Below are 21,427 nucleotides of genomic sequence, written 5' to 3' on the forward strand. Positions count from 1 at the left end.
ACGCGGTCGACGCGCTGCTGCCGGCCGTCTCGGGCAAGGGCATCCGGCGCTCCGGAGCCTTGGTCATCGGCAGCCCGGACCGGGACGGGTTCAGTGCCGGGTGCCGCCCATGACCGGGCCGTCCATGCTGTCGATCGGGAGGATCTCGACGTTCTTGCCGGTGCGGGGGGCGTGGATCATCTTGCCGTCGCCGATGTAGATGCCCACGTGGTGCAGGTCGGCGTAGAAGTAGACCAGGTCACCGGGCTGGAGGTTGGCCCGGGCGATGCGCTGGCCGGCGTTCCACTGGGCCTGCGAGACCCGCGGGAGGGAGACCCCGGCCGCCTTCCACGCAGCGCCGGTCAGGCCGGAGCAGTCGAAGCCCGAAGGGCCGGTGGCGCCCCACACGTAGGGCTTGCCGAGCTGGGCGTAGGCGAACTTCAGCGCTTCCGCGGCACGACCCGTGACCGGCCCCTGATAGGCGGGCGCCGGCTCACGGTCGCCGGCCCGGGAGGCGCGGGCGGCGGCCTCCTGGGCGTTGACCTTGGCCCGGTCCGCCGCGCTGAGCTTGTTGAGCAGTGCCTGGGCCTGCGCGAGCTTGTCCTGGATGCCCTTCTTCTCGGCGGCCAGCGCGGTGTTGGTGGCCTCCAGCTGGGCGAGGGACGCGGCGGCTTCCGCGCGGTCCTGGTCCAGACGACGCTGTTCGCCCTGGAGCTGCTTCAGCAGTTCGGTCTGCGAGGTGGCCACCTGGCCCTGCATCGAGGCCTGGGTGAGGTAGGAGTCGGGGTTGGAACTGAGCATGAGCAGGACGGCGGGGTCGACCCCGCCGTTGCGGTACTGCTCGCCGGCAAGAACGCCGAGTTCGGTCCTGAGCTCGTTCAGCGCGGCCTGCCCGTCGGCGACCCGCTCCTGCAGCCGGTTGGCCCCGCTCTGGAGCTGCTGCTGCTTCTCCTTGAAGCCGTTGTACTTCTCGATCGACGCCTCGGCCTCCTCGTTCAGCGCGTCGACCCGGGCCTTGACCGCGTCGAGCGAGGGCGCCGGCTCGGCGTGAGCACTGACGGTGGAGGCCAGGGCCGCGGTGCCGGCCATCGCGGTGGTCAGGACGGCCATCCGGGCCCGACTCGGCGGGTTCGGCTTGCGGTGCGATCCCATCGTTCGGCGCACTCCATTCGACGTGTGTGAGGCGCCCACGCGGGTGCGGGCGAAGAGCCCGCCGCGGGTACGGCCCGGCAGGTGCGAACCAACTTAGTAGATTGGGGGGTGGGTTCCGCAACCCCCCGCACCTCAGCGGCACCGCCGGCCGGCCGCTCCGCCGCCCGGCATCCCCCCGCACGGACCTCGCGGACTAGCATGGGGGCGACCAACGGGATCCTCGGGGAAGTGGGCAGGCTGTGCGTCGGTTGGGTGACCTGGAGGCGGAGATCATGGACCGCCTGTGGACGTGGAACCGCCCCGCCACGGTGCGGGAGGTCGTCGACGACATCAACCGGCAGCGCCCCGTCGCCTACACCACGGTGATGACCGTCGCCGACATCCTGCACGGGAAGGGCATCCTCACCCGCGAGAAGCAGGGCCGGGCCTGGCTCTACCGGCCGACCCTCGGCCGCGAGGAGTACACCGCCGCGCTGATGCAGGAGGCGCTCGGCTCCAGCCGGGACCGCCCGGCCGCGCTGGCCCACTTCATCGAGGAGATCTCCTCCGACGAGCTCGAAGTGATCCGCGGCCTGCTCGACGCGAAGCCGGTGCCGGACCAGCCGTGATCTCGACCGCGGTCCTCGCCGCCTACACCCTGCTCGTCGGGCTGGCCGCGCCCCGACTGCTCCGACGGGCCCGCTGGCCCCACCGCGCGCCCGGGCTGGCCATCGCCCTCTGGCTCGGCCTGCTGGTGTCCTTCGTCGTCTCCCTGGCCCTCGTGGTGCACCACCTCGTGGTGCCGGAGGCGCACCTGCACCGGGGAGTGCTCGGAATCCTCCACGCCTGTGGCGTCGCCGGGACGACCGGCCTGGGGATCGCGGTCGACTCCGCGCAGATGGCCGCCCCGCTGATCGTCGCCCTGTGGCCGGCCGGCTGGTTCGCCGCCGTGGTGCTGCGCGCCCGGCGCCACCGCCGCCGGCACGGCGCGATGCTCGACCTGGTGGCCCGGCGCGAGCCCGAGCTCGCCGCCACCGTGCTGGACCACAGCACGCCCGCGATCTACTGCCTGCCGGGGCGGTCCCGGCGGATCGTCCTCACCAGCGGCGCCCTCAAGGCGCTCACCGCACCCCAGCTCCAGGCCGTCCTCGCCCATGAGCGGGCCCACCTGAGCGGCCGCCACCACCTGGTCACCGGGGCCGCCGACGCGTTCACCCGCGCCTTCCCCGGCCTGCCGCTCGCGACCGGCGCCCGCGCCGAGATCGCCACCCTGCTGGAGATGGTGGCCGACGACCGCGCCGTCCTCGCCCACCCGCCGCGCACCCTGGCCACTGCCATGTACGAGGTCGCCGCCGGCCAGGTGCCCGGCTTCGGCCTCGGAGCCGGTGGCTCGACGGTCGTCGCCCGGGTGACCCGCCTCCTGCAGCCCGGCAAGTCCCCGCACCCGCTCGCCTGGACGTCCATCGCGGCCGTCGCGCTCGCCGCGCCGATGGTGCCGTTCCTGTTCGCCTGCGGCTCGGCCACGGGCTGAGGCCCTCGCCCCAGCCCCGCCGCGCACTTGGGCGTGCGACACCTCACAACGACGTGAGGTTGCCGCTCACGCCCCGCAATTACTAAGTTCCTTCGTTGACAGGGTTCCCATGCCCGACCCCGGTCGAGCGAGGCTCCCGAAGCAGCACGAACCCCCGCCACCAACGACGAAGGATCGCGCCATGAAGCCCCTCAGCCGAACCGTCGGCCTCTCCCTGGCCACCCTGGCCGCCGCCGCCGTCCTCACCGCCTGCGGCGGCGGCGGCCACGACATGAGCAGCATGGGTGCGAGCGGCGCCGCCGCGTCCGGATCAGCCAGAGCCTCCGGATCGTCCGGACCGGGCGCCGCGGCCAACGGCGCCGACGTGATGTTCGCCCAGATGATGATCCCGCATCACCGACAGGCCGTGGAGATGGCCCAACTGGCGCCGACCCGGGCCGCCGATCCGCGGGTGAGGGAACTCGCCACGAAGATCGCCGCGACCCAGGACCCGGAGATCACGACCATGACCAAGTGGCTGACCGACCGCAGCAAGCCGACCGCGGCCGCCATGGACCACGGCGGCACATCCGGGATGACGACCACCGCCGCCGTGGACAAGCTCAAGGCCGCGAGCGGCGCCGAGTTCGACAAGCTGTTCCTGACCTTGATGATCGAGCACCACAACGGCGCGGTCCAGATGGCCGCGGACGAGGCCGCCAAGGGCGGCGACGCCGAGCTCAGGCGGCTCGCCGAGACCATCAGGCAGGAGCAGACCGCGGAGATCGCCACCCTGCAGAAGCTGCTGACCGGCTGACGCCCAGCGGGGCGCGGGCGGGCCGGGGAGCCGGCGCCCGAGCCGCGCTCAGCCGTCCCGTCGCCCCCACTGCCGAAGGATCGTCCCACTATCAGCTAAGCTTCTTAGTAGCACCCGGCGGTGCTCCGACCCCCCGGGGAGCACCGCCGGCGTGTCGGCATGTCGCCACCCGGAACGAACGGGCGGGCCATGGGGCGACTCGTCGCCGATAAGGCCGGGCACGCGACGGACCGACAGGCGGTCGCGACACCCGGGGCGCCGCCGGTGACCACCGACCCGCGGGCCGCACCTCTCGACGGCGACGGCGAGCGGCGCCAAGGGTGGGGGCCGGGGCGGCGGATCCATTCCTCCGGACATCCGGACAGCACCGGGGGCGCGCGGTGGACCGCGAAGGCCGTCACCCCTGCCACACCGCGGGGCGGTGCCCGGGGTGGACCGAGCGGCCAGAGCCCGCACGACGGGAACACGGGGGCAATCACCAGACCGCCGACCGGCGCGCCGGCGGTCGCCGCGCTCCGCGGGACCCCCTCCGCCCCTTCGGCGGAATCCGCACAGAACCACCGGAACCGCCGACGCATCGACCACGTCTACTAAGTTCATTAGCAGTTATGGTGTGGACAACGAAGGGACCGGGTGGGACATGAAGGTGACATCAGCGGGCGCGGTCGGAGCCGCACGCCGGGGGCTGGTCGCGACATTGGCAGCGGCCGCGCTCACGCTGGTGGCCGCTTGCGGCAGCGCGGGCACCAGCAAGACCGCGATACCGGCGCCCTCGAAGCCGGCGCCCTCGAAGCCGGCAGCCACGGCGCCGTCGGCCACGGCAAGCAGCCCGGGAGCGGTGACGTCGTCCGCCGCCGCCCTCACCATCTCGCCGAAGGACGGCGCGACCGACGTGGCGACCAGCGGCGCGCTCAAAGTCGCCGTCGCCCAGGGCACCTTGAGCGCCGTCAAGGTGACCGACCACGACGGCAAGGAGGTCGCGGGCACGCTGACCCCCGACGGCGCCTCCTGGACGCCCGCCCGCCACCTCGACACCGGCACCACGTACTCGGTGACCGCGCTGGCCAAGGACGCCAAGGGCCTGGAGGCCGCCGGCACGGCCACCTTCACCACACTCACCCCGGCCAACACCTTCTCCGCGACCGACAACATCACCGACAACGCGACCTACGGCGTCGGCATGATCGTGTCCGTCACCTTCACCAAGCCCGTCAAGGACACCAAGGCGGTCGAGCGGGCGATCACCTTCGACACCAACCCGCCGGTCGAGGTCAAGGGCCACTGGTTCGGCAACCAGCGACTCGACTTCCGCCCCCAGGACTACTGGAAGCCCGGCACCAAGGTGACCGTCAAGTACCGCCTCGACGGCGTGCAGGCCTCGCCCGGCGTGTACAGCACCTTCACCAAGGACGAACCGTTCCAGATCGGCCGCAGCCAGATCAGCACCGCCGACGCCGTCGGCCTGCAGATGAAGGTCGAACGCGACGGACAGGCCCTCCGGAGCCTGCCGATCACCACCGGCGCACCCGAGTTCGCCTCCTGGTCCGGCACCATGGTCATCTCCGAGATGGCCAGAGTGACCCGGATGAACTCCGCCACCGTCGGTCTCGGCGCCGAGTACGACATCGCCGACGTCCCGCACGCGATCCGGCTCACCACCTCCGGCACCTTCCTCCACGGCAACTACTGGGCCGACTCCTTCGGCAAGTCCAACACCAGCCACGGTTGCGTCGGCCTGCGCGACGTCAAGGGCGGCAGCGACACCTCCGACGCCGGCTGGTTCTACAACCAGTCGCTGATCGGCGACGTCGTCAAGATCGTCAACTCCCAGGGCGGCCTGGTCAAGCCGGACAACGGCCTCAGCGGCTGGAACCTCCCCTGGACCACCTGGTAGTCGCCGTCGCCCGCCCCGGTCCGGCCGTCCCCGCCCCATCCCGGACGGCCGGCCCGGACGGACGGCCCGGACGGACGGCCGGGACGACGCCGGCCCGCGGTTCCGAGGGGCCACGGTCCACCGCCACCGGCCCCCGCCGTCCGACCCGCCGGGGCCGCCACGGGGTACGCCCCGCTCCGGCTGATCGGCCCCTCCCGACCGGCCCACCACTCGACTCCACCCACCACCCCAGTCCCGCTCTCGGAATCGGGGTCCGTCCCGTGCTCGCGCACCGGACCGACCCCGCCACCTGCTCGCGCCGAAAGGCCCTCGATGTCCCAGCCCCACCTCACCAACCGTCCGACCGCGCCCTCGCGCGGGGCGCCCGCGGGCTCGTACCCGCCGTACCAACACCAGCCCCCGTACGGATACGACGCTCCTTCGGACCACTACCCGGTCGACCGGACCGACGGCCCGGCGCCCTCCCCCGCCGACCGGCGCGACCGGCCACCCGTACCGCGGCCCCGGGCGGAGGCGCCCACCTCCGCCCGGTCGTCCGCTGCGGCGGGCGGCGATCGCGGGCGCCGACGAGCCGCCCGCAAGCCGCTCCTGCTGAACGGCTACCTCGGCTACATCACGACCTTCGTCGGCGCGGGCCTGATCAGCGGAGCCGTCGTGCACTACCCGCTCGATCCGGCCCGCTACGGACTCATCGGGATCATCGCCGCCGCCGTCTTCCTCTTCGGCACCCTGATGAACGAGTTCGTCCTCGCCCACAACCGTCCGGGCGCCGCCAGAATCGCCGCCGTGGTCGCCGCTTCCCTGGCCCTCTCGTTCGGCATCGGCATGCTCAGCGGTGGCCTCCAGCACTTCGACGACTTTCCCGACCGCGGCGCGTGGCTCATCCCCACCGGACTCGTGCTCTCCTTCATCGCCTACGTCCTGCGCTACGACGCCGCCCGCTGGCGCGGCATCATCCGACTGACCGGCGCGGCCGTGGCGATCACCGCCGCCGTCGCGTTCTTCGGCCTGCGCGGTCTCGCCGCCGACCTCACGGCCGAATCGGCCGGCGGAGGCGGGCACGGCCACGGCGCCGGCGAGTCCGCCGACAGCCCGGCCGAACACGCGCCTTCGCCTTCGACGGACGCCGCCACCACGCCCGGAGGCAGCGGCCCCACGGCCCGACCCAGCGCGACCACGCCCCCGGGCGGCGCTACCTCCGCCCGTCCGAGCGACAGCCACAAGCACTGACCAATCCAGGGGCCGGCACCGCGACCTCCGCCCCGGGCACCGGGCCGGACCTCCGCGCCGGCCGCGCCGGCCGCCCCGGCCGGGGAACGCGGCCACCGGTCACGGCGGGGAGGCGACCACGGCGCGCCGGCCGACGCACCACCGGGTGACCGTCACGGCGCCGGCGGCGGCTCCGGGGGCCGTACCCGCGCGGCGGCCTCCCGGACCGCCGCCACCACCCGGTCCAGGGGTACGCCAGTCGGGACGGTCACGCCCAGCGCGGCGACCGTCCCGGCCGGGCCCCGCACCGGAGCGGCCACCGACACCTCGCCCAGCCGGAACTCCTCGGCGCAGACCGCGAGTCCCGCCGCCCGGATCCGGGCGAGCTGGCCGGCGAGGACGCCCGGGGAGAGCACCGTGTGCCGCGTGTACCGGGGCAGCTCCGCCGGCGGGAGGGCGAGCAGCACCTTCCCGTACGCCGTCGCGTGCGGCGCCGGCCGCTCGCCGCTCACCAGGCACAGCACTCCGCCCGCCGGCGGAGCGGCGGGCACCGCGAGATCCGCGTGGCCGCCGGTCCGGGCACCCAGCGCCCGCAGCGCGGGGAGCGCCGCGTCGAGGAGCCCGCGCGGGCAGGGCGCCGCGGCACCGAGGACCCGCAGCCGCAGCCCCAGCCGGTACCTGCCGTCCGTGCCCCGCTCCAGACCGCCCCAGGCCACCAGCTCCCGCACCAGGCGCAGCGCCGTCGGCGCCGGGAGCCCGGTACGGGCGGCGATGTCGGTGAGCCGCAAGGCCACCGGGCCGCCGCCCCCGAAGGCGTCCAGCACCGAGAACAGCCGTCCCGCCACGCTCTCGCCCAACTCCCCGCCCCTGTCTCTCCCCCGGATTCCACTCAGTGGAAGCCCGGACTTCCCGGCCCCGTGCGGGCCGTACGAGGCTCAACGCATGAACCTCGGTCTCACTTCCGACACCCTGCTCTCCACCACCCGGGCCGTGCGCCACCGGCTCGACCTCACCCGGCCGGTGCCCCGCGCGCTCCTGGAGGAGTGCGTCGACCTCGCCGTCCAGGCGCCCACCGGCCGCAACCGGCAGCGCTGGCACTTCGTCATCGTGACCGATCCGGACCGCCGGGCCGTCCTCACCGACCTGTGGCGGGCGAGCCTGGGCGTTCCGGAGGCCCACCAGCCGCTGCCCGCCCGGGACGTGCGCCGGGCCGAGGTCGCGCCGGGCGTGATGGCGCGGGTGTACACGGGCGTCGAGCACCTGTACCGGCATCTGCACGAGGTGCCCGCCTTCGTCATCCCCTGCGTCGAGGGGCGCACCGAGGGACTCTCCGTCACCCACCAGGCCGGTACCTGGGGGTCGATCCTGCCCGCCGCGTGGAGCTTCATGCTGGCCGCGCGCGAACGCGGTCTGGGCACCGTGTGGACGACCGGGAACCTGCCGCTGGAGGGGGAGTTCGCGCAGGCGCTCGGCATCCCGTTCGCGGAGGTCATGCAGGCCGCCTTCATCCCGGTCGCGTACACCGTCGGCACCGACTTCCGCCCCGCGCGGCGGATCCCGCGCGAGCAGGTCCTGCACTGGGACGGCTGGTGACCGGCCCGGACGGTGGCGGGCGCTCCCGACTTCGACCAGGTGCCCGGGCCGACCGTCCCGGTCCGGGCATCACGCGCAGGCGGGGCTGCCGGCGACGTGGCCGGTGTGCAGGGACTCGATCAGCGCGAAGTCGGCGCCGACCGCGCGACCGGAGTACGAGGAGAGGGTGCCGAGTCCGGCGCGCTCACCGTTCTTGAGGATCCCTCGCGAACGCCGCTTGCCCAAGGCCGCTCGCTCCAAGGCTGCTTGTCGGCCCCTCACACGAGGGCGACGACCAGGAGGACGAACGCGGTGACGATCACGGCCACGCGCACGAAGTGAAGGCGGTCCCAGCGGCCGAGCTGCTCCCGCCAGTCGGCCGGGGCGTCCTCCGGGGTCCAGTGCGCGGCCCGGGAGTTGATCGGAACGAGCAGGGCGACCGACATCACCACGCTTAGGACGAGCAACCCGGCGGCCGAGGCGACCAGCCCGGCACCGCCCTCCCCCCAGCCCACCGCGGCCCACACCACGCCGAGCAGCACCGAGCCGATGTACCAGAACGGCATCACCCGCCCGAGCAGCCGGGCTCCCGTGCTCCGGGCAGCGAGGCCGCCGTTGTGCGGCAGTCCGTCGACGATCGGATTGACGAAGACGGCGACCGCGAACTCCACGCCCACCAGCAGGCCGACGACCACGACCGTGACGACGGCGAGTGCGCTTTCCATGTTCCCTCCCGGGGCTCGGCCACGGCCACCACTTCTAGCGCCGCTAGCCTCTGGTTCAATGCTAGGGCGATCGACGCTCCCTTGTCTAGCGCCGCTAGCATCGCGGTCGCCCCGATCCGGCGGCTCGGTCGGCAGCGCCCACCGGGGCGACAGGGACCGCGCTGTCAGCCCCGCGGGTTAGGTTGACGATCACCAACCGGACCGAACGGGGACATCATGACCGACCTCGCGAGCGAGACGATCAGCTGGGAGGAGACCCGCGCGCTCATCGCCGCCCGGATCCCGCAGGGGGTCATCGACCGGCTCCGCCCGCTGCCCGCCGCCGGACTGCGTCACCTGCGCACCCCGCTGCGCAAGCTCCGCACCGACCTCGCGCGGGAACTCTCCTCCGGCGACAACCTCCGCTACCACGCCGCGTACGAGCAGCTCGGCGCCCTGCAGCTGGCCGGCGTCCTGGCCGCCGGCACCCCGGCCGAGGCGCTGGACTGGCTGACCGCCCGCCGGCTCCTCGACATCACCTGGCCGCGGCCCGGCGGCGGCTCCACCCATCCCGACCACCACACCGTCCTCCTCGCCCTGCTCGCGCCGCACCGCGACGCGGCGTTCCACCGCGAACTCGCGGTCCGGCTCGCCGAATGGCTGCCCGCACGGGGTGACGGCCCCCGCTGGCTGCTCGCCCACGGCCTGGCCGTCTGGTCCGGCGCCGAACTCCCCGCCACCGACGGCTATGTGACCGGCTGGATCCGCCAGGGCCGCCTGGTGCGCTACGACCACCGGGAGATCGGCGAGTGGTTCGCCGATCAGGGCCTGCGCGAGCCGGTGCCGCACCACGACACACTGCTGTCCTGGCTGCGGGCGCAGCCCCGGATCGCCGAGTTCGTCCGCCGCCTGTTCGAAGTGCCGGACGTCGGGACCGAGTTCGCCGACCCGTACGCCGCCGGCGACGGTCCGGAGAACGCGTGGCCCGAGGCCCTCGCCCGACTGGCGGCCGAGGGCCTGCTCGACCGCGCCGAACTGATCGATCTGTGCCTGGGCCGGCTGCTGCGCGGTGACCGACCCGGCAATCTGCGCGGATTCCTCCGGCTGTACGCGGCGCTGGCCCTCGACGCCGACGAGATCCTCGCCCGGGCCGGCGACCACGTCCGGCTGGCCGCCGACGGCGCGCCGGGCGCCGCCAAGGCCTCGCAGACGGCCCTGCACTCCGTGGCGGAGCGGCTGCCGGCCGAGCTGTTCGCCGACCTCACGGACGTCGTGCTGGCCCGCCCGGAGAAGGCCCTCGCCACCGCCCAGCTGAGCCGGGCCGACGCCGTGCTGCGCCGCGACCCGGCCCGAGCCGACCACCTGGTGCCCGTCGTCGCCACGGCCTTCACCCATCCGGCCCCCGCGGTCCAGGAGCAGGCCCTGCGTCTCGTCGCCCGCCACCTGCCGCACACCGCCCCCGCCGTCGTCGAGGTCGTGCGGGCCGCGGCCGCCGCTCTCGGCCCCGCCCTGAAGCCCGACGCCCACCGGCTGCTGGACATCCCGCCCACCGAGCGGCCGGAGCAGGCGCCGGTCGCCGCGACGCACCCGGGCCGCGTCGCCCTGCCGGTCGCGCCCGCCGGACCGCTCGACGCCGCCGAGCGGCTGAGTGCCCTGATGGCCGGCGGCGTCCCCGACCCCGGCGAGTTCGAGGTGGTGTTCGCCGCCCTCGTGACGGAGCAGCACCGCGATGCCGCCGCCCTGCGCACCGCGCTGGCCCCGCTCGCCTCCCGGCGCGAGGCGGAGCGGGTCCGGTTCCGCGAGACCCGCAGCGCCGCCGGGGCGCTCGGTTGCCTGCTGGATGCCCTGAGCGGCCGGCCGCACCGGTCCGGATCGCACGCGGCCGAGCTGCTCGGCCTCCCCGCCGATCGAAGCACCCCCGCCGTGATCCCCGCGGTGCGCGTGCACGAGGCGGCGTCCTTGATCGCGGACGCGCCGGTGCCGGTCCTGCTCGCCACGCCCACGGCGGGCGACGGCACGATCGACCCCGCCGTGCTGCTCGACCGGCTCGCGGCGTACCGGGCCGCGGGAGCCCGTCCCTGGCCCGAGGACCTGGCCCAGTCGCTGCTCCGGGTCGCCCCGGCCGCACTGCCGGACGTCCGTGCCGCTGCCGCCGGAGGCGGCTTCGACCTGCCTCCCGACACGGCGCCGCCCGCACCGCACCGGTTCCACGTCCAGACCCCGTCCATGCCCGAGCGGGTCGGCCCCCACGGCCGGGCGCCGCTCACGATCGCGCGCATCGCACCGTTCGGCGTCGACACCGCACCGGTACCGGGCGGCATCGCCGGACTGCTGCACGCCGTCCCCGACCCCACCGGGTACGGCCGGTTCGTGGGCGTGCCGTCGGTTCCGCCCGCCGAACTCGCCCAACTGGCCTGGGTGGCGCCCTGGCACCCGGAGGCCGTCGCCGCGCACGGCGTGCCGTCCGCGGTGTTCCAGGCGGACGCGGCCGGCCCCCGGGGAGGCAATCCCCTGCTCCCCCGGCTCGCGGAGGCGGCGGGCGAGTTCGGACCGGTGAGCCACCTCCTGCTCGCCTACGGGCTGAGCGCCGCCGGGGCGGAGCACCGCACCGCCGCGCTGGACTTCCTGATGACGGCCGCCGCGCGCGGCCGCCTCCGGCCGGACGTGCTCGGCGAACGGCTCGCCGCGCTCTGGCGGCTGTCCGCGGCCAAGCCGAACCGGATCCTGCCCGTCCTGGCCGCCGCCGCGCGCGGCGGCGCGGGCCGGACGGTGTGGGCCGTGCTCGCGGCCGTGATCACCGAGCTCGCCACCGAGCCCGGCAGTCGCGGGCTGGCCGACGCCCTCACCCTCGCCGCCGAGTGCGCGGCGGCCGAGGGCATCCGTACCACGCTCCCGGCTCTCGACGCCCTGACCGCACCGGTGGCACCCCGGCGCGTCCGGGCGGAAGCGGCGCGCCTGGCCGGGATCCTCACGGCGTGACGACAGCGGCGGAGCGGCCGCGTCGCGCACCACCGCTCCTGCCGAGCACGGGCCGGGGGGCGCGGGCCCGGGGCGCGGGCCTGGGGCACGGGCCCGGCTCCGTGCCCCCCCCCGGGGGGGGCGCCGGCGGTGACCCGGGGTGCGCCTTCCCGAACCGCCCGGGCCCGAGCGGGACAGCCGGCGGCGAACCGCTCGCCGCCGGCTGTCCCGCCCATCGATCGACGGAACGTCAGCCGAGGACGAACGTCTGGAGGCTGCTTCCGCCCTGGGGGCGCTGTTCGAACTGGCTGTTCTGGGTGGCGCCGGCGGTGAGGTAAAGGCCACTCAAGCGGTTGACGAGACGCACGCGGCCGTTGCCGGCGTCCTCCGGCCGCCATTCGTCGTTGGTGTCGGCGCCGGGTGCGTAGGCATGCTGAATGATCTTGGCTCCGGCGGCCTTGGACGCGTTCAGCACGGCCAGGTCCTTGCCGCTGTTCTGGTTGACGACGCGCACGTAACCGTCGGTGAGCGGCCGGAGCTCGAAGCGCTGGTTCGGGGCGTCGGTCCTCGGCCGGCGGATGACCGGGGCGCCGTCGGCGACGCTGCTCCCGCTGATGTCCACCGCGTCGCCGGTCCCGGCGACGGTCATCGTGCGGTAGGTCGTCGGGACCGCGCAGCCGACCTTGATCGTCACGGGCTTGCCGGTGGTGTCGCCGAGTTGGCTGGTGGTGACGGGGGTGATCAGGGCGGTGCCGGTGACCCTGGCGGTCACCGTTCCGGCGGAGTCGACGGTGGCGACGGCCGGATCGCTGCTGGTGTAGGTGATGGTCGGCAGCAGGGGCAGGATCCTGTTGGTGCCGTTGGTGGTGACTTCGTCGGTGGTGACCTGGGCGGCGTCGGTGGCGGTCAGGTCGGCGCGCAGGTTCAGTCCGTTGTCGAAGTCGTTGTCCTTGACGACGGCGCCGGAGGAGGCGCGGTAGACGAACAACGAGCTCGTGTACGGTGCCGCGGCGGTGACCGTGCGGACGGTTCCGGTGGTGCCCGGGGCCAGGCAGGTGGTGGTCGTCTCGGCCGCGAACGCGGTGTCGCGATCGAGACGGGCGACGTTGTTGCGCTCGAAGGTGATGCCGCCGACGCTCTTGGCGTTGAGGAGGCGGACGTCGCCGATCCTGAAGTCGTTGTCCTGGACGCGGATGTTGCGGCTCACCGGGTTGGCGGCGTCCTGGACCTGGTTGGTGGGCTCGATCAGGATCGCCGGGCCCGCCGGGCGCAGGAAGGTGTTGTTGGTGATCAGGACGTCCTGGGCGGGGCCGGACTCGTACCACTCCTTGGCGTCGGAGGAGATGAAGATGCTGGCCATCCCGGTGCCGTCGAAGGTGTTGTCCTTGATGACGACGGGCTTGCGGGTGGTGACCAGGATGCCGCGGGTGGGGATGTTGACGACGGTGTTGCCGCTGATGTCGACGGTGGGCGTGTAGGTGGTGTTCTCCACCACGAAGTCCCCGGGGGTCACGGAGGCGGGGACGACCCGGTCGAAGGTCACCTTCATGGTCTTCAGGGGCTTGTCGTGGTCGCGGCCGGTCGGGCCGTCGACGGAGACGACCTTCACGGTGGTGCCGGGGACGGCCGCCATCGTCCGCTTGTCCACGATCTCCGCGCTGTCGCCGGGGTAGAACTGCGGGAACCCGGCCGTCTGGGGATGCTTGTAGGCGAGGGTGAGCGTCCGGCCGTCCGCGGACCGGCCGGTGACCTCGACATAGGTGCCGTGGATGTTGATCGCGTCGTCGTGCGCGCCGTCGAAGACGTTGTTCCTGATGTTCACCGTGCCCTTGATGCCGGACATCTGGACGAAGTCGGCGAACCCGACCGTACTGCGCCCGCTCGCGGGGTCGGTGCGGAACTCGTTGCCCTCGATGGTGAGGTTCTCGCTCATCTGCCCCAGGAAGCCGAAGCCGTGCAGGTAGCGGGCCTTCAGCCTCTTCACGGTGACGTCCTTGGACTCCCAGAAGAACGCGGAGGCGGTGTCGCGGGTGTCCTCGCGCATCTGGTAGACCAGCCCCCGGTCGGAGGGCTGCGCCGCGGTCGTGTAGTCGATGCGCAGCTTGTTACCGGCCAACGGCGTCATCGACGCCACGTCCTTGAACAGCACGCCGCTGCCCCCGCGCCAGGTGGTCCTGGTCGCCGGGTCGTGGAGTTGGGTGTACCGCATGCCGTTGACGCCGGACCAGTAGGGCTGTCCGGTGGCGGGGCTCTTCTCGCCGAGCCAGGTGACCTGGCCGTTCGCGACGCTGAAGCCGTTGGTGGGCGGGACGCTCAGCACCCGGTATCCGCGGCCGTTGGACACGCCCGTCTCGCTGACGGTGGCGTCGACGACCTTGGGAGCGGTGACGTCGAAGCTGAAGTCGCGCACCGTGACGTTCTGGGAGCGGACGGCGGCGAAGGCGGTCATCAGTCCGTGGAACTGCAGGTGCGAGCCGGCGCCGTCGATCGTGACGTCGCGCATGTCCTCCATGAGGATGCCGATCCGCTTGTCCCGGTAGGTCTGGTCGGCGCCGACGGTGTTCGACAGGTACAGCTCCCGGGTCTCGGCCTGCTCCGGATAGATCTGGTAGGTGCCGCGGGGGAACAGCACCCGCACCGGCCCCCGCACGGTCTTGGCCTGTTGCAGTGCCGCTTTCACCGCGCCGGCGCTGTCCTGCGCGCCGGTCCGGTCGGCGCCGAACGCCGTCACGTCGACCACCGTCTCCGCGGGCTCGGCCGCCTGCGCCGGCAGAGGCACGGCGAGGGCGGCGACGACGGCCGCCGCCGCCGCGAACAGCGCCGACCGGCCGCGCCCCCGCCCGGGCCTGCGTGAGGGATGCCGCGGAACCGTAGGGCTCCACGGCGGAAGGGAATGTCGCATGCGGATCTCCTGGGTGGTGGGAGGTGCGTGCTTGCCGAACGGCAAGGTCTCCGGGCGGCCCCGCCGAGGGCCGTCGGGCCCCGGGCGGGGCGGGTCCTTCGGCCTACCGGCGCCCGGGGTGGTCGGCCGAAGGACGGCCTGGTGGGGCGTCAGTTGCAGCCGGCGCCGCTGGCCCTGAAGGTGGCGGCGTCGACCATGGTGGTGGGAGCGAACGCCTCGGCGGGCATGTCCGTGCCACTCTTCAGCTTGTCGTAGAGGGTCTGGACGGCCAGCGCCCCGACGTCCCTACCGTTGATGAACAGGGCGGCCCGCATCCCGGAGGGTTTGTCGGAGCCCCAGTTCTTGCAGGCGAGGTAGGCGCCCAACCCCACACCGATCACGTGGTCGGCCTTGAAGCCGGCGTTCTCCAGCGCGGTGACGCCGCCCTGGACGTTCTCGTCGTTGCAGCCCCAGACCACCCAGTGCTTCACGCTCGGGTTGGCGGTGACGACGGCGGCGATCCTGTCCTGGGCGCCGGTGGGGGTGTTGTCGGTCGCGACGTCGATGTTCTGCACTCCGGTGCCCCCGCCGCTCAGGAAGGCGGCCTTGGCGGACTTGACCCGGGAGGTGCAGACGGTGACGTCCTGCTTCCAGGCGGAGATGCTCCGGGTCTCGGCCGGGTTCCACCCCGACCTGCCGAACTCCTCGGCGGCACGCTTGCCGACCTCGGCGCCCATCTGCTCGCCACTGAAGCCGATCCGGGGCACCATGTCCCCCGGCGCGCAGCCCGCCGGGTCGGGGCCGGTGGCGCAGATCTGGTCGTCGGAGGTCAGCAGGGCGACCTTGGCCTCCCTGGCCGCCTGCACGACCTGGGGGCCGACCGCCGGATCCGGGACGACGACGATCAGGCCGTTGGTCTTCTGCGCGATGGCGGACCGGACCTCACTGACCGTCTTGTTGGCGTCGTTACCGAGGTTGACCACCTTGAGGTCGACACCGAGCTCGGCGGCCTTGGCCTTCGCCCCGGCCGCCTCGCCGACGAAGTACTCCTGATCACCCTGCTTCTGCAGGTACGTCATCGAGATCCGGCCGCTCACCGGAGCGACCGCACCACCCGCGTTGGGGGACGGGGAAGACTGCTGACCGGTGGAGCACGCGGTGCTCAGGGCGGCTGTGAGCAGGAGAGCGGTGGCGGCGGGCACGGTGCGACGGTGCGAAGTGGTGGACATGAACGCTCCAGGGGGACGCGCGACTCTGCGCGGGAAGGGGCGATGCGGGGGTGGTGCCTGACGGCGGTGCGGGCCGGTCGACGTGCGGATTCATTCGGCCACCTCCGCGGACAGCCGTCGGTACGGCCGTGCGGACGCCGGAGGGGGCTGGTCGAGGCTTCGGCCGGCAAAGCCCCGCCCCGAGGAGGGCGCCTCGACGACGTTCGCGTGATCCGGGGTTCCGGGGGAGCGCGTGGACGTACGGCGGTGCGGTTTCCGCGCCGTGCCCGACCTCTTGGACGCCGATCCTGTGGCGGAGATGACTCCCTGTCAAGATTTTTGCATAATTTATGTCCAGCGGTACGGTGGCGGCATGACAGAGCAGACGTGCCACCGCTTCCGTGACCGGGTGGCAGTGATCACCGGTGCCGCCGCCGGGATCGGCGCCGCGACCGCGCGGCGGCTCGCCGCCGAGGGCGCCGCGGTGGTGATCGTCGACATCGCCGACGCCGCCGGGCGGGCGACGGCCGAGGCGATCACGCACGAGGGCGGGCAGGCCGAGTACCGGCACGGCGACGTGACGTCCGCGGCCATGTGGGAGGAGCTCGCGACGCACGTGCACCGGCGCTACGGGCGGTTGGACGTGCTGCACAGCAACGCCTACGCGGTGGTCGTCAAGCCCGCCCACGAGCTCACCGAACCGGAGTGGGACGGCCAGCTGGCGGTCACCCTCAAGGCCGCCTGGCTGGGGGTGCGGGCCTTCGCCGGGGCGCTGCGCGACAGCGGCGGCTCGGTGGTCCTGACCTCGTCCGTCCACGCGCTGGTCGGGCTGCCGGGCCACCCCGCCTACGCCGCCGCCAAGGGTGCGCTGTGCTCCCTCGGCCGCCAACTGGCCGTCGAGTACGGACCGTCGGTGCGGGTCAACACCGTCCTGCCCGGTCCGATCATGACGGCGGCGTGGGACCGGGTAGACCGGGCGGGCCGGGCCGACAGCGTGGCCGGGACGGTGGCCCAGCGCTTCGGCACCCCCGAGGAGGTGGCGGCCGCGGTCGCCTTCCTCGCCTCGACCGACGCCACCTACGTCACCGGGACCACGCTCGTGGTGGACGGCGGGTGGTCGATCGTCAAGGCCTCCTCATGACACGAACCACGACACGAACCACGACACGGACCACAGCGCGCCCGAACACCCGCGACGCCCCCGCCGAGGAAGGCCTCCCCATGAACCCGCCGCCCCGCAATCTGCATCGGCAGATCATCGACATCATCGGCGAGCGGATCGTCAGCGGCGCCCACCCCCCGGGATCGCTGCTCCATCCGGACCGGCTGGAGCAGGACCTCGGGGTCAGCAAGACCGTCCTGCGCGAGGCCCTGCGCGTCCTCGCGTCCAAGGGGCTCATCGACTCGCGCCAGAAGCTGGGCACCTTCGTCCGGCCCCGCGCGAACTGGAACCTCCTGGACAGCGACCTGCTGCGCTGGCAGGGCGCCGGCGTGCCCGACCAGGCCTTCCTGACCAACCTGGACGAGGTCCGCTCCATCATGGAGCCGGCCGCCGCCCGCCTCGCCGCCCGGCGCCGCGACGACGCCGACCTCGCCGACCTCGCCCACGCCCTGGAGCGGATGACCGAGGCGGGCCACGACACCGAAGCCGCGGTCGAGGCCGACCTCGCCTTCCACCGCGCCCTGCTGACCGCGACCCACAACGAACTGCTCACCCGCATGGAAGTGGTGATCGAGGCCGACCTGCGGGTGCGCGACCACCTCGTCCACAGCGCCGGGCACTGGATCGACCCCGTGCCCGCGCACCGCGCGGTCCTGGACGCCCTGCGCGACCGCGACCCGCGGGCCGCCGAGCAGGCCGTGCGGGACCTGCTCGCGCAGGCCACCGCCGACCTCGACCTGATACACCCCGGGGAGACGGCATGAAGATCACGGCCCTGGAAACCTTCCTCGTCGCCCCGCGCTGGCTGTTCCTGCGCGTCGCCACCGACGAGGGGATCACCGGGTGGGGCGAACCCGTCGTCGAGGGCCGCGCGGAGACCGTCCGGGCCGCCGTCGGAGAACTGGCCGACCTCCTCGTCGGCGCGGACCCGCTCCGCATCGAACACCACTGGCAGGTGCTCACCAAGGGGGGCTTCTACCGCGGCGGCCCCGTCCTCTCCAGCGCCGTCGCCGGCATCGACCAGGCCCTGTGGGACATCAAGGGCAAGACCCTGGGCGTGCCCGTCCACCAGCTGCTCGGCGGCCCGGTCCGCGACCGGCTGCGGATGTACGCGTGGATCGGCGGCGACAGCCCCGCCCACGTCGCCGAACTCGCCCGGGAACAGATCGAGGCCGGGTTCACCGCCGTCAAGATGAACGGCTCCGCGCACCTGCGGCCCATCGACACCCCCGCCCGGACCCGGGCCGTCGTCGACCGGGTGGCCGCCGTGCGCGAGGCCATCGGCGACCACCACGACGTCGCGATCGACTTCCACGGCCGCATGTCGACCGCGATGTCCCGGCGCCTCCTGCCCCTGCTGGAACCCCTGAACCCGCTGTTCGTGGAGGAGCCCGTCCTGCCCGAACACGCCCGCGACCTGCGCCGGCTCGTCGACTCCACCACCGTGCCGCTCGCCTGCGGCGAACGGCTCTACTCCCGCTGGGACTTCCGCGACGTCCTCACCACCGGCATCGCGGTCGCCCAACCCGACGTCTCGCACGCGGGCGGCATCTCGGAGGTCCGCCGCATCGCCGCCCTGGCCGAGACCCACGACGTCGTCATGGCCCCGCACTGCCCCCTCGGACCGATCGCGCTCGCCGCCAGCATCCAACTCGGCTTCGCCGTACCGAACTTCCTCATCCAGGAGCAGAGCGTCGGTATCCACTACAACCAGGGCGGCGACGTGCTCGACTACCTCCTCGACACGACACCGCTGCGGTTCACCGACGGATACGCCGCCCTCCCGACCGCCCCGGGCCTGGGGATCGAGATCGACGAGGCCGCCGTACGCCGCGCCGCCGAACGCGGGCACCGCTGGCGCAACCCCGTCTGGCGCCACGAGGACGGCGGGTTCGCGGAATGGTGAACCAGCCTCCGGTGGACCGACTCCCGGTGGACCAGCCCCCGGTGGACCGACCCCCGCTGCACCAAATCCCCGTGGGCCGGATCCCCCTCACCGCCACGACCGACCCCCACCGCGGCGGCCGCTGGACCAGCCTGCGGGGCGGCGGGCGCGAGTGGCTCTGGCACCGCCACGACGGCGCCCGCGACACCGTCCGGCCCGGCGACGCCTTCGTCGACGCCGGCGGTCTGGAGGAATGCCTCCCCACCGTCCGCGGCACCCCCGACCACGGCGACGCCTGGTCCCGGCCCTGGCGGCGCGACGGCGGCACCGACGTGCTCGACCACCCCGACTTCGTCCTGCGCCGCGGCCTGCGGCAGGACCGGTCCGGGGCCCTGCGCGCCACCTACCACCTGTCGGCGGACCCCGGGTACCGCTTCCTCTGGGCGGCGCACGCGCTGCTCGACGTCGGTCCAGGCGCCCGGCTCGTCGCACCGACGGGCACGGCCACCCGGGTCTTCCCCGAGGCCGCCCCGCTGATCGACCGGCCGTGGCCCGCGAACGCCCCCCACCTCACCGGGCACTGGCCCACGCCGCTCGGGCTGCCCCTGGACCGCCTCGGACCCGACGACGGCACCGCCGTGGGCGCCGTGCTCACCGACTGCGCGGACGTGTCGGTCGTCGACGGCCCGGACACCCTGCGCCTCACCCTCCGGGCCGACACCGACGTCCCCGTCTCCGTCGCCCTGTGGCGCAACCTCGGCGGCTACCCCGCCACCGACCCCTACCGCAGCATCGGCGTCGAACCCGTGCTCGGCGCCGTCTTCGACCTCGCGGAGGCCGGCGAAGGCGACGCGGCCCTCGTCCCCGCCGCCGGCGAACTGCGCTGGGAACTGACCATCACCGCCGACCGCGCCTCCTCCCCACCCCGTGAAGGCACGCCATGAGACCGAGCGAACTCCCGTACCGCACCCTCGTCATCGTCCGCGGCACCGACCGCGACGCCGCCCTGCGCACCGTACTCGCCCTCGCCGAGGAGGGCCTCACCGCCAGCGAGGTCTCCCTCACCACCACCGACGCCCTGTGGGTGATCGAACAGGCCCGCCGCGAGCTCGGCCCCGACGCCCACCTCGGCGCCGGCACCGTCCTGACCACCGAGGACGCCGCCCGCGCCACCGAAGCCGGAGCCGGCTTCCTCGTCACCCCCGGCCTCGTCACCCACCTGCCCCACGGCCCCGGACACCCACCCGTCCTGATGGGCGCCCTGACACCCGGCGAGATCATGGCGGCCACCCGGCACGGCGCCCACGCCGTCAAACTCTTCCCCGCCTCCCACGGCGGCCCCGCCTACCTGGCCGCGCTGCGCGCGCCCTTCCCCGACGTCCCCTTCGTGCCGGTCGGCGGGATCGACGCCGCCACCGCCCTCGCCCACCTCGCCGCCGGGGCCACCGCCGTCGGCGTGGGCTCGCCCCTGATCGGCGACGCGGCCGACGGCGGCGACCAGCACGCCCTGCGCGCCCGCGCGGCCCACTGGCGCGCCGCCCTCACCCGGGCGGTGCCCGCATGACCGCCCCCGAGGTGGTGACCGTCGGCGAAGCCATGGCCGCGCTGCGCGCCACCGGACCGATCAGACTCGCCCCGCCCGTCGACCTGTCCGTCGCCGGAGCGGAGGCCAACGTCGCCATCGGCCTCGCCCGCCTCGGCCACCGCGCCCGCTGGGTCGGCCGGGTCGGCGACGACCCCTTCGGCGCCCTGGTCCTGCGCACCCTGCGCGCCGAGAACGTCGACACCACCCACACCCACGTCGACACCGACGGCCGCCCCACCGGCCTGCTCGTACGCGAGGACTCCATCAGCGACCTCGCCGCCGTCCACTACCACCGCGAGCGATCCGCCGGATCCGCCCTCCACCCCGAACACGTCCTGCCCGCCCTGGACCCCGGCACCCGCGTCCTCCACCTCACCGGCATCACCCCCGCCCTCGGCCCCTCGGCCGCCCTCACCGTCCGGGCCGCCGCCGCCCGCGCCCGCGAACTCGGCATCACCGTCAGCCTCGACCTCAACCACCGGGCCCGCCTGTGGACCCACCACGAGGCCCGCCGCACCCTCCTGCCGCTGGCCCGCGCCGCCGACATCCTCATCGCCTCCGCCGACGAACTCCACCTGGTCGCCGACGACCCCACCCGCGACGAGGCCGACACCGTCGCCGCCCTCCTCGACCGGGGCACCCGCGAGGTCGTCATCACCCGCGGCGGCGACGGAGCCCGCGTCACCACCACCGAGGGCACCCACCACGCCCCGGCCCGGCACGTCCCCGTCGTCGACGTCATCGGCGCCGGCGACGCCTTCGTCGCCGGCTACCTCTCCGCCCTCCTCGACCACCTCACCGTCGAGCAACGCCTCCACCGCGCCACCGACACCGCCGCCTTCGCCGTCGCCACCCGCGGCGACTGGGAAGGCCTGCCCACCCGCACCGACCTCACCCTCCTCGACACCCCCACCGGCACCACCCTGCGCTGA

The 21,427-nt window shown here is 74.0% G+C and carries 19 protein-coding genes; 13 read left to right on the forward strand and 6 right to left on the reverse strand.

What is annotated here, in order from left to right; translation table 11 throughout:
• Nucleotides 1-90: 90 nt before the first annotated feature.
• A complete protein-coding gene (locus ACFXHB_RS18780) occupies nucleotides 91-1,131 on the reverse strand; it encodes an NlpC/P60 family protein (RefSeq protein WP_380575506.1) in 1,041 nt (346 codons plus the stop codon).
• A 239-nt stretch (nucleotides 1,132-1,370) separates the two neighbouring features.
• On the opposite strand from ACFXHB_RS18780, the gene ACFXHB_RS18785 reads away from it, so the two are divergent.
• From ACFXHB_RS18785 to ACFXHB_RS18805, 5 genes are all read left to right on the forward strand, one after another.
• Nucleotides 1,371-1,739 carry a BlaI/MecI/CopY family transcriptional regulator gene (locus ACFXHB_RS18785; RefSeq protein ID WP_355405569.1) on the forward strand — a complete coding sequence of 123 codons (369 nt, stop codon included), beginning with the start codon at nucleotides 1,371-1,373 and terminating at the stop codon, nucleotides 1,737-1,739.
• Nucleotides 1,736-2,641, forward strand: a complete 906-nt coding sequence (locus tag ACFXHB_RS18790; protein WP_380575507.1) for a M56 family metallopeptidase — start codon at nucleotides 1,736-1,738, stop codon at nucleotides 2,639-2,641. Before ACFXHB_RS18785 ends, ACFXHB_RS18790 begins: the two co-directional genes overlap by 4 nt.
• Before the next feature lie 181 nt (nucleotides 2,642-2,822).
• The gene (locus tag ACFXHB_RS18795; RefSeq protein WP_380575509.1) at nucleotides 2,823-3,437 is read left to right on the forward strand and encodes a DUF305 domain-containing protein; all 615 of its coding nucleotides are present in this window, start codon (nucleotides 2,823-2,825) and stop codon (nucleotides 3,435-3,437) included.
• Nucleotides 3,438-4,275: 838 nt separating this feature from the next.
• Complete coding sequence (locus tag ACFXHB_RS18800) at nucleotides 4,276-5,331, forward strand: Ig-like domain-containing protein (RefSeq protein WP_380575510.1); 1,056 nt, start codon at nucleotides 4,276-4,278, stop codon at nucleotides 5,329-5,331.
• Between the two features lie 312 nt (nucleotides 5,332-5,643).
• On the forward strand, nucleotides 5,644-6,561 hold the full coding sequence (locus ACFXHB_RS18805) for a hypothetical protein (protein WP_380575511.1): 918 nt from the start codon (nucleotides 5,644-5,646) through the stop codon (nucleotides 6,559-6,561).
• A gap of 152 nt (nucleotides 6,562-6,713) precedes the next feature.
• Here the strand turns inward: ACFXHB_RS18805 and ACFXHB_RS18810 are convergent, their stop codons facing one another.
• On the reverse strand, nucleotides 6,714-7,397 hold the full coding sequence (locus ACFXHB_RS18810; protein ID WP_380575513.1) for an IclR family transcriptional regulator: 684 nt from the start codon (nucleotides 7,395-7,397) through the stop codon (nucleotides 6,714-6,716).
• A gap of 85 nt (nucleotides 7,398-7,482) precedes the next feature.
• Here ACFXHB_RS18810 and ACFXHB_RS18815 point away from each other — a divergent pair, with 85 nt between their 5' ends.
• Nucleotides 7,483-8,133: a nitroreductase family protein gene (locus ACFXHB_RS18815; RefSeq protein WP_380575514.1), complete on the forward strand. Its 651-nt coding sequence runs from the start codon at nucleotides 7,483-7,485 to the stop codon at nucleotides 8,131-8,133.
• A 69-nt stretch (nucleotides 8,134-8,202) separates the two neighbouring features.
• Here the strand turns inward: ACFXHB_RS18815 and ACFXHB_RS18820 are convergent, their stop codons facing one another.
• Both ACFXHB_RS18820 and ACFXHB_RS18825 read right to left on the reverse strand, forming a co-directional pair.
• The gene (locus ACFXHB_RS18820; RefSeq protein ID WP_380575515.1) at nucleotides 8,203-8,358 is read right to left on the reverse strand and encodes a hypothetical protein; all 156 of its coding nucleotides are present in this window, start codon (nucleotides 8,356-8,358) and stop codon (nucleotides 8,203-8,205) included.
• A 32-nt stretch (nucleotides 8,359-8,390) separates the two neighbouring features.
• Nucleotides 8,391-8,837, reverse strand: coding sequence for an anthrone oxygenase family protein (locus tag ACFXHB_RS18825; protein ID WP_380575516.1), 447 nt, complete (start codon nucleotides 8,835-8,837; stop codon nucleotides 8,391-8,393).
• A gap of 216 nt (nucleotides 8,838-9,053) precedes the next feature.
• Between ACFXHB_RS18825 and ACFXHB_RS18830 the strand changes: the two genes are divergently transcribed.
• Nucleotides 9,054-11,795, forward strand: a complete 2,742-nt coding sequence (locus ACFXHB_RS18830; protein ID WP_380575518.1) for a DUF6493 family protein — start codon at nucleotides 9,054-9,056, stop codon at nucleotides 11,793-11,795.
• A 229-nt stretch (nucleotides 11,796-12,024) separates the two neighbouring features.
• On the opposite strand, the gene ACFXHB_RS18835 is transcribed toward ACFXHB_RS18830, so the two are convergent.
• The gene (locus ACFXHB_RS18835; RefSeq protein WP_380575519.1) at nucleotides 12,025-14,676 is read right to left on the reverse strand and encodes an RICIN domain-containing protein; all 2,652 of its coding nucleotides are present in this window, start codon (nucleotides 14,674-14,676) and stop codon (nucleotides 12,025-12,027) included.
• A 149-nt stretch (nucleotides 14,677-14,825) separates the two neighbouring features.
• Entirely contained in the window at nucleotides 14,826-15,884 is a 1,059-nt protein-coding gene (locus ACFXHB_RS18840; RefSeq protein WP_380575520.1) for a substrate-binding domain-containing protein, read from the reverse strand.
• 352 nt (nucleotides 15,885-16,236) lie between these two features.
• Here ACFXHB_RS18840 and ACFXHB_RS18845 point away from each other — a divergent pair, with 352 nt between their 5' ends.
• From ACFXHB_RS18845 to ACFXHB_RS18870, 6 genes are all read left to right on the forward strand, one after another.
• Nucleotides 16,237-17,004, forward strand: a complete 768-nt coding sequence (locus ACFXHB_RS18845) for an SDR family NAD(P)-dependent oxidoreductase (protein WP_380575522.1) — start codon at nucleotides 16,237-16,239, stop codon at nucleotides 17,002-17,004.
• A gap of 80 nt (nucleotides 17,005-17,084) precedes the next feature.
• Entirely contained in the window at nucleotides 17,085-17,789 is a 705-nt protein-coding gene (locus ACFXHB_RS18850) for a FadR/GntR family transcriptional regulator (protein WP_380575524.1), read from the forward strand.
• On the forward strand, nucleotides 17,786-18,931 hold the full coding sequence (gene dgoD, locus ACFXHB_RS18855) for a galactonate dehydratase (protein ID WP_380575525.1): 1,146 nt from the start codon (nucleotides 17,786-17,788) through the stop codon (nucleotides 18,929-18,931). The genes ACFXHB_RS18850 and dgoD overlap by 4 nt, the downstream gene beginning before the upstream one ends.
• Before the next feature lie 71 nt (nucleotides 18,932-19,002).
• The gene (locus tag ACFXHB_RS18860) at nucleotides 19,003-19,854 is read left to right on the forward strand and encodes a hypothetical protein (protein WP_380575526.1); all 852 of its coding nucleotides are present in this window, start codon (nucleotides 19,003-19,005) and stop codon (nucleotides 19,852-19,854) included.
• Complete coding sequence (locus tag ACFXHB_RS18865; protein WP_380575528.1) at nucleotides 19,851-20,474, forward strand: bifunctional 4-hydroxy-2-oxoglutarate aldolase/2-dehydro-3-deoxy-phosphogluconate aldolase; 624 nt, start codon at nucleotides 19,851-19,853, stop codon at nucleotides 20,472-20,474. The genes ACFXHB_RS18860 and ACFXHB_RS18865 overlap by 4 nt, the downstream gene beginning before the upstream one ends.
• Nucleotides 20,471-21,427 (forward strand): sugar kinase, encoded by a 957-nt coding sequence (locus tag ACFXHB_RS18870; protein ID WP_380575530.1) that lies wholly within the window; start codon nucleotides 20,471-20,473, stop codon nucleotides 21,425-21,427. Before ACFXHB_RS18865 ends, ACFXHB_RS18870 begins: the two co-directional genes overlap by 4 nt.

This window comes from Kitasatospora sp. NPDC059327, assembly GCF_042752535.1.
GTDB lineage: Bacteria > Actinomycetota > Actinomycetes > Streptomycetales > Streptomycetaceae > Kitasatospora.